This is a genomic window from Candidatus Halobonum tyrrellensis G22 (assembly GCF_000495475.1).
Lineage (GTDB): Archaea > Halobacteriota > Halobacteria > Halobacteriales > Haloferacaceae > Halobonum > Halobonum tyrrellense.
The window spans coordinates 1-6,814 of record NZ_ASGZ01000050.1; the positions used below are offsets into that span (position 1 = coordinate 1).

Annotated in this window: 6 protein-coding genes; 5 read left to right on the forward strand and 1 reads right to left on the reverse strand. The window is 71.1% G+C overall.

The window, feature by feature from the left end; all coding sequences use genetic code 11:
• Positions 1-198 precede the first annotated feature (198 nt).
• Both K933_RS12470 and K933_RS18785 read left to right on the forward strand, forming a co-directional pair.
• Positions 199-1,356, forward strand: coding sequence for a glutathione-independent formaldehyde dehydrogenase (locus K933_RS12470; RefSeq protein WP_023395093.1), 1,158 nt, complete (start codon positions 199-201; stop codon positions 1,354-1,356).
• A 9-nt stretch (positions 1,357-1,365) separates the two neighbouring features.
• A complete protein-coding gene (locus K933_RS18785) occupies positions 1,366-1,530 on the forward strand; it encodes a hypothetical protein (RefSeq protein WP_023395094.1) in 165 nt (54 codons plus the stop codon).
• A gap of 14 nt (positions 1,531-1,544) precedes the next feature.
• Here K933_RS18785 and K933_RS12475 read toward each other — a convergent pair whose 3' ends face one another.
• The gene (locus tag K933_RS12475) at positions 1,545-2,678 is read right to left on the reverse strand and encodes a CobW family GTP-binding protein (RefSeq protein ID WP_049947852.1); all 1,134 of its coding nucleotides are present in this window, start codon (positions 2,676-2,678) and stop codon (positions 1,545-1,547) included.
• A 218-nt stretch (positions 2,679-2,896) separates the two neighbouring features.
• On the opposite strand from K933_RS12475, the gene K933_RS19335 reads away from it, so the two are divergent.
• The 3 genes from K933_RS19335 (at position 2,897) to K933_RS12490 (ending at position 6,620) form a co-directional block, all read left to right on the forward strand.
• Positions 2,897-3,094, forward strand: coding sequence for a DUF7835 family putative zinc beta-ribbon protein (locus K933_RS19335; protein WP_023395096.1), 198 nt, complete (start codon positions 2,897-2,899; stop codon positions 3,092-3,094).
• Positions 3,095-3,220: 126 nt separating this feature from the next.
• Positions 3,221-4,669 carry a DNA polymerase Y family protein gene (locus K933_RS12485; RefSeq protein ID WP_023395097.1) on the forward strand — a complete coding sequence of 483 codons (1,449 nt, stop codon included), beginning with the start codon at positions 3,221-3,223 and terminating at the stop codon, positions 4,667-4,669.
• Between the two features lie 103 nt (positions 4,670-4,772).
• A complete protein-coding gene (locus K933_RS12490; RefSeq protein ID WP_023395098.1) occupies positions 4,773-6,620 on the forward strand; it encodes a helicase HerA domain-containing protein in 1,848 nt (615 codons plus the stop codon).
• Positions 6,621-6,814 lie beyond the last annotated feature (194 nt).

Here is a 6,814-nt window from a genome sequence, read left to right on the forward strand (position 1 = left end):
CGCGAGCGCCGCGCGGGTCGAGTGCGCCGGCCGCGTTGGCCACGTCGGTCGCGTCGGCCGCACCGCCGGAACCGACGGCCCGGCCACGCCGCGGTCACCGTGTCGGCGACGCGAGTCGGGTGGTTTCGACCCCCGATGTCGGACAAAGAACTAAACCCTTCTCGCGCGTTGATCGGTGTGAGGTAGTAACACATGTCAATGAAAGCTGTCGTGTATCAGGGCGCACACGACGTAGCCGTCGAGGACGTCGACGAACCGACGATCGAACACCCGAACGACGTGGTCATCGACATCACGACGACATGCATCTGTGGCTCCGACCTCCACATGTACGAGGGGCGGACCGACGCCGAACCCGGGATCGTCTTCGGCCACGAGAACATGGGGATCGTCGAACAGGTGGGCGAGGCGGTGTCGACGCTCGAGGAGGGCGACCGGATCGTCCTGCCGTTCAACGTCGCCTGCGGCTTCTGTCGCAACTGCGAGGAGGGCAAGACGGGGTTCTGTACCAACGTCAACCCCGGGTTCGCCGGCGGCGCGTACGGCTACGTCGCGATGGGACCGTACAAGGGTGGACAAGCGGAGAAGCTGCGGGTCCCCTACGCCGACTTCAACGCGCTGAAACTCCCCGAGGGCGACGAACACGAGGACGCGTTCTCGCTGCTCGCCGACATCTTCCCCACCGGCTGGCACGGGACTCGGCTCGCGGACCTCCAGCCGGGCGAGTCGATCGCGATCTACGGCGCTGGTCCCGTCGGGACGATGGCCGCCTACAGCGCGAAGATCCAGGGCGCCTCCGAGATATACATCGTCGACCGCGTCGAGAGCCGTCTCGACCTGGCCGAGGAGTACTGCGACGCGACGCCGATCAACTTCGAGGAGAGCGACCCGGTCGAACAGATCAAAGACGCCCACGGCGGCGGCGTCGACAAGGGCGTCGACGCCGTCGGCTACCAGGCGATCGACTCCGACAAGGAGGGCGACAGCGCGTACGACGCCGCCCGCGAGAACCCGGCGGTCGTGCTCAACAACCTCATCGATACGGTCCGACCGACGGGCCAACTCGGCATCGTCGGGCTGTACGTCCCCTCGGACCCGGGCGCGCCCGACGCGATGGCGGGGCAGGGACGCCTCGGGATCGACTTCGGCAAACTGTTCGAGAAGGGGCAGAAGCTCGGGACCGGGCAGTGTGACGTGAAGTCGTACAACCGCTACCTGCGCGACCTCATCATCGAGGGCCGCGCCGACCCGAGTTTCTACGTCTCCCACCGCGAGCCGCTGGAGAACGCGCCGGAGATGTACGAACGCTTCGACAACCGCGAGGAGGGCGTCACGAAGGTGCTACTGGAGCCGTAGTCACGGCCGATGTGCAAGTACTGTAACTACACCGCGGACGACGGCTGGGCACAGCTAGTCGAGTACGACGACGTCTACCAGACGGCGATGGAAGAGCGGGCGGAGCGACGGTCGAACTACGGGTTCTACGAGGAGTGGGACGACCTCCGCGAACAGGTCGTCCGGGGCGTCTGAGGTCGGGAGACCCCCTACCTCGACTCGCCTCGCGGCTCCGTGTCGGGGAACGGGTCGGCGAGACCGCCCTCGCGGAGTTCGGCATCGGTCGCCAGGCACGCGTCCAGTTCCTCGACCATCCCGGTCTCGTCGAGCGAGCGACCGATGAACACCAGCCGCGTCTCGGGGTCGTCGTCGTCCCAGGCGCCGATCGGTCCCGCCTGCACCGACGGCCCGGCCTGGCTGAGACCCATGACCGAGCCGTCGCGGCCCGCGAGCGAGAAGAACCCCTTCGCCCGTATCACGTCGCCGGACCACTCGTCGAGCCACGCGCGGAACCGTTCGGGGTGGAACGGCCGCCGCTGCCGGTAGACGAACGAGGAGACGCCGTGGGTCTCGGCGACCGACTCGTGGTGTGTGTGGCCGCCGTCGGGGTCGTCGCCCTCGCTCCCGGCGAGTTCGCGCTTCCAGCCCGGCGACTCCATCGCGGCCCCGATGTCGAACCGCCCGGTACCGAGCACCGTCCCGGGGTCGACGTCGGCGTGGGTCGTGCGGACGACCTCGGCGCGGGGACCGAGCGTCCGGACGAACGACTCGATCTCGTCGAGCGCGTCGTCGGGGACCATGTCGCACTTGTTCATCAACAGCACGTCGCAGAACTCGACCCCCTCGACCAACACGTCGGCGAGCGGGCGGTCGGGGTCGGGCTCCTCGGGGGCGGACGACCCGGTGTCGAACTCCTTCCAGAAGCCGTACGAGTCGAGCACCGTCACCATGGTGTCGAGCGAGAACCGCTCGGTCGGGTCGGCGTCGCCGCCGTCTGTGCCGACGGTGAACGTCCGTGCGATCGGGATCGGCTCGCTGATCCCCGACGCCTCGACGACGAGGTAGTCGAACTCGCGGCTCTCGGCGAGCCGCGTCGCCTCGCTCAACAGGTCGTCTTGGAGCCGACAGCAGATACAGCCGTTCGACAGGTCGACGATCCCGTCGTCGTCGGTCCCGGCCGCGAGCAACTCGGCGTCGATGTTCACCTCGCCCATGTCGTTGACGATCACCGCGATGTCGTGCCCCTGGGGGTCGGCGAGGAGTCGGTTGACGAGCGTCGTCTTGCCCGCGCCGAGATAGCCGCTGAGCACCGTCACCGGAACGGGGTCGTCGCGTGTGGACATCCTACGCCGACAGAGGGGACCCAGCACCATAACGTCGGCCGGCCCTCCGCGTCGTGGCCGCGGCGACGACGACGCCACCCGCCACCTCCGCGCTCCGAGCGCGGTCGGGTCGCCGCGTGATCGAGTCGTCCCGCGGTCGGGTCGTCCCAGCACCGTCCGGTCGCCGGACCACCAACCCTTATCACGGAGTCGGGAGTACGACCGGCCGGGTAACGCCCGTGTCACACTCGCTACACGAAGCCGACAGTTTGACGGAATCGTGCGAGCGGTGCGAAACGGACACTCCTCACGAGGTCTCCATCGAGATCCGGACCGAGGGGTCGGGCGAGAACGCCGAGTTCTCGCGGGAGCCCTACCGGGTGACGACGTGCTCCTCCTGTGGGCACGAAGTCGCGACCCGGATGAACGACCGGTGAACTGAGACCTCCGCGGAGCACACCCATTCTGCGTCGACCGACCCGACGCCCAGCGGCGCCGAGCGACCGCGTTCAGTTTCACCGCGGGAGGCGAAGGTTAACACCGCCGGGTGGGAACGGACGGGTATGGAGGGAACGCTCCCGGGCGCGCCGACCGACGAGGGGGCGGACCGCGTCGTCTGTCACGTCGACATGGACTGCTTTTACGCCAGTTGTGAGCGCCTGCGCGACCCGTCGCTCCGCGGCGAACCGGTGGTCGTCGGCATGGGGTACGAGGACGGCGAGACGGTCGGGGCGGTGGCGACCGCGAGCTACGAGGCGCGCGCGTTCGGCGTCGAGTCGGCCCAGCCCATCTCGGGCGCGCTCAAGCGCCTCCCGCGCCGGACGGCGGCGGACCCCGACGACGACGACGCCCCGGACCCGGGCGAGACGGGCCACTACCGGCCCGTGGACATGGACTTGTACGAGTCGGTCGCCGCGGCGGTCAAGGAGGTGCTCCACGACTGTGCGGAGACGGTCCGGGAAGTGAGCATCGACGAGGCGTACCTCGACGCGAGCGACCGGACCGCGTGGGACGTGATCGGCGGGGGCGACGGCGCGGCCGAGCGAGCGGGGGGCGAGCGGACGCTCGCGGAGGGGTTCGCCCGCCACGTCAAGCGGCGGATCGAACGCGAGGCGGGCGTCCCCGCGAGCGTTGGCGTCGCCCCCAACATGACGACCGCGAAGGTGGCGTCGGACCACGACAAGCCCGACGGGCTGACGGTGGTGCCGCCGGGGACCGTCGAGTCGTTCCTCGCGCCGCTCCCGGTCGACCAGATCCACGGCGTCGGTCCGGTGACCGCCCGGACGCTCGCCGAGGCGGGCATCGAGACGGCGGGCGACCTCGCGGCGGCGGACCCCTCGGAACTGACCGACCGGTTCGGCTCGCGCGGGCGCGACCTGTACGACCGCGCCCGCGGGCACGACGACCGCGCGGTGACGCCCACCGGCCGGCCGAAGAGCCTCTCGCGGGAGTCGGCGTTCGCCGGGGCGACCGACGACCGGGGTCGAAAGGAGGGGGTCGTGCGGGGGCTGGCGGCGGACGTGGCCGAGCGGGCGCGCTCGCGGGGGGCGCTCTACCGGACCATCGGTATCAAGGCGATAGAGCCGCCCTACGAGGTGAACACGCGCTCGGAGTCGCTCCCCGGGCCGGTCGAGGACGCCGACCTCGTCGAACGGGTGGCGCTCGACCTGCTGGCGGAGTTCGACGGCCGGCCGGTGCGGAAACTGGGCGTGCGCGTGTCGAACCTCTCGTTTGCGGCGGGCGAGCAGTCGACGCTCGGCGGCTACGACGCCGAGACGGGGGCGAGCGACCGGGCGACCGGGAGCGCCGACCCGGCCGGGGCGTCCGGCGCGGCGGACGCCCGCCGCGGCGACGGCCGGGACCGGCGGACGGGCACGGACGCCGACCCGACGCTCGACGACTGGGTCGACGAGTCCGCGGCGGCGTCCGACGGGACGACGCGGACCGCGTCGGACGGGGGGTCGTCGCGGGGGCGGACCGACGGGCAGTCGTCGCTCGGCGAGTTCGAGTAGGACGGCGAGGCGCGCCGCGGGCGGGGCGCCGGCGTCGAGCCGCAAGCCGCGCGTCAGACGCGCAGGGGAGACTTATGCCGCGAGCGGGGCAGGATACGCCCGAATGAGCGAGAGCGACGAGACCATCGCCGTCGCGGACGTGAGCGACGGGACCGGCGGCGAGTCGGACCTCGACCCGGGGACGACCATCTCGCTTCCGGTGGTCGAACTCCTCACGGGGCGGGGGTTCATCACGGGGAAGTCCGGCAGCGGGAAGTCGAACACGGCGAGCGTGGTGATCGAGAACCTCCTCGACAACAACTTCCCCGTCCTCATCGTCGACAGCGACGGCGAGTACTACGGGCTGAAACAGGAGTACGAGATCCTCCACGCGGGCGCCGACGAGGAGTGCGACATCCAGGTGTCGGCCGAACACGCCGACAAACTCGCGAGCCTCGCGCTCGAACAGAACGTCCCCATCATCCTCGACGTATCGGGCTACTTGGAGGAGGGCGCCGCCTCGAACCTGATCCGCGAGACGGCCCGGCACCTGTTCGCCAAGGAGAAGAAGCTGAAGAAGCCCTTCCTGATGCTCGTCGAGGAGTGTCACGAGTACATCCCCGAGGGCGCGGGGATGGACGCCACCGGCAAGACGCTGATCAAGATCGGCAAACGCGGCCGGAAGCACGGCCTCGGCATCGTCGGCATCTCCCAGCGGCCGGCGGACGTCAAGAAGGACTTCATCACGCAGTGCGACTGGCTCTGCTGGCACCGGCTGACGTGGGACAACGACACCAAGGTGGTGGGGCGGATCCTCGGCAGCGAGTACGCCGACGCCATCGAGGACATGGACGACGGCGAGGCGTTCATGGTGACCGACTGGGAGGAGTCGGTTCGGCGCGTGCAGTTCCACCGCAAGCAGACGTTCGACGCGGGCGCGACCCCCGGGCTGGAGGACTTCGAGCGGCCCGACCTCAAGTCGGTCTCCGGCGACCTGGTGTCGGAACTCCGCGACATCACCGACGAACAGGAGCGCCGCGAGTCGAAGCTCGCGGACCTCGAACAGGAACTCGACCGGAAGAACCAGCGGATCACCCAACTCGAACGCGAACTGGAGGAGGCGAAGGACATGTCGCGGATGGCGGACAAGTTCGCGCAGGCGCTGTTGAGCAAGTCCGAGGCGACGTATCGCGGCGGGAGCGGCCGCAACCTCGCGCGCGAGGAGGCGGAACCGGGGCGCGAGCGGTCGGGCGCGGACGACCGGGCGCCCGAACCCCGGCGGCGCGACCCGCCGCGGGACGACGCCGACCAGTCGGGGCTGGCCGACTACGCCGCCGACTCTCCGGAATCCGAAGAGGACGCAGGAGACCCAGACGAAGTCGACGGGGACGCCGGCGCCTGGCCCGACCCGACGAACGGCGCCGGGGCGGGAGCGGGGGCGGGGGCGGACGACGCGACGCCGGCGAACACGGCGGCGACCGACGGGTCGGGCCACGCGTCGGCGGACGCGGCCGGCGGGACGGACGCGCCGTCCGCGACGGCCGGGTCAACCCGGACCGGCGTCGACATCTCGGAGGCGCGCTCGCCCGGCGGGTTCGACGGCGGGGCGGGGCTGCTGGCGGCCATCGAGGACGACGAACTCCGCGGCCGGGAGACGGTGGTCCGGACGTTCGTCGGCGCGCTCGACTCGCTGGAGGACGTGAGCCGCGGCATGCTCGCACACTACCGCGCCGCCGGGCCGACGACGCCGCGGGCCGCCCACCGCGCGGCGGGCGGGTCGGGCGACCGGACGTTCGCGTACGGCCGCAACCGACGGCTCCGGAGCGCGGGGCTGGTCGAACACCGCGCGCACGGCGAGTACGACTACGCGCTCGCGTCGCTCGTCCGCCGGGCGTACGCCGGGGGCGACGAACAGGCGGTCGCCGACGTGGTCGCGGAGATAGAGGCGCGGGCGGGACTCGACGGGGAGTAGACGGACCGACCCGACCCGGCCGACGGAGCGGCCGCGCGCGACCAAGTACCACGCCCGCCGAACGCTTATCAGCCGGGCGCCGGGAGTGGGGAGACGAATGGAGACCAGTTCTTCGGCGCGCTGACCGGGCGCGTCGGCGGGGGCGCGCGCGGCGGCACGACCCCGGGTCGGGCGGCGACCCGGGCGGCCACGGC

Bases quoted from the DNA above. Each gene is read 5' to 3' on its own strand.
- K933_RS12490 (WP_023395098.1), top strand. From the start codon at position 4,773: ATGAGCGAGAGCGACGAGACCATCGCCGTCGCGGACGTGAGCGACGGG.
- K933_RS12475 (WP_049947852.1), bottom strand. From the start codon at position 2,678: ATGTCCACACGCGACGACCCCGTTCCGGTGACGGTGCTCAGCGGCTAT.
- K933_RS12485 (WP_023395097.1), top strand. From the start codon at position 3,221: ATGGAGGGAACGCTCCCGGGCGCGCCGACCGACGAGGGGGCGGACCGC.
- K933_RS18785 (WP_023395094.1), top strand. From the start codon at position 1,366: ATGTGCAAGTACTGTAACTACACCGCGGACGACGGCTGGGCACAGCTA.
- K933_RS12470 (WP_023395093.1), top strand. From the start codon at position 199: ATGAAAGCTGTCGTGTATCAGGGCGCACACGACGTAGCCGTCGAGGAC.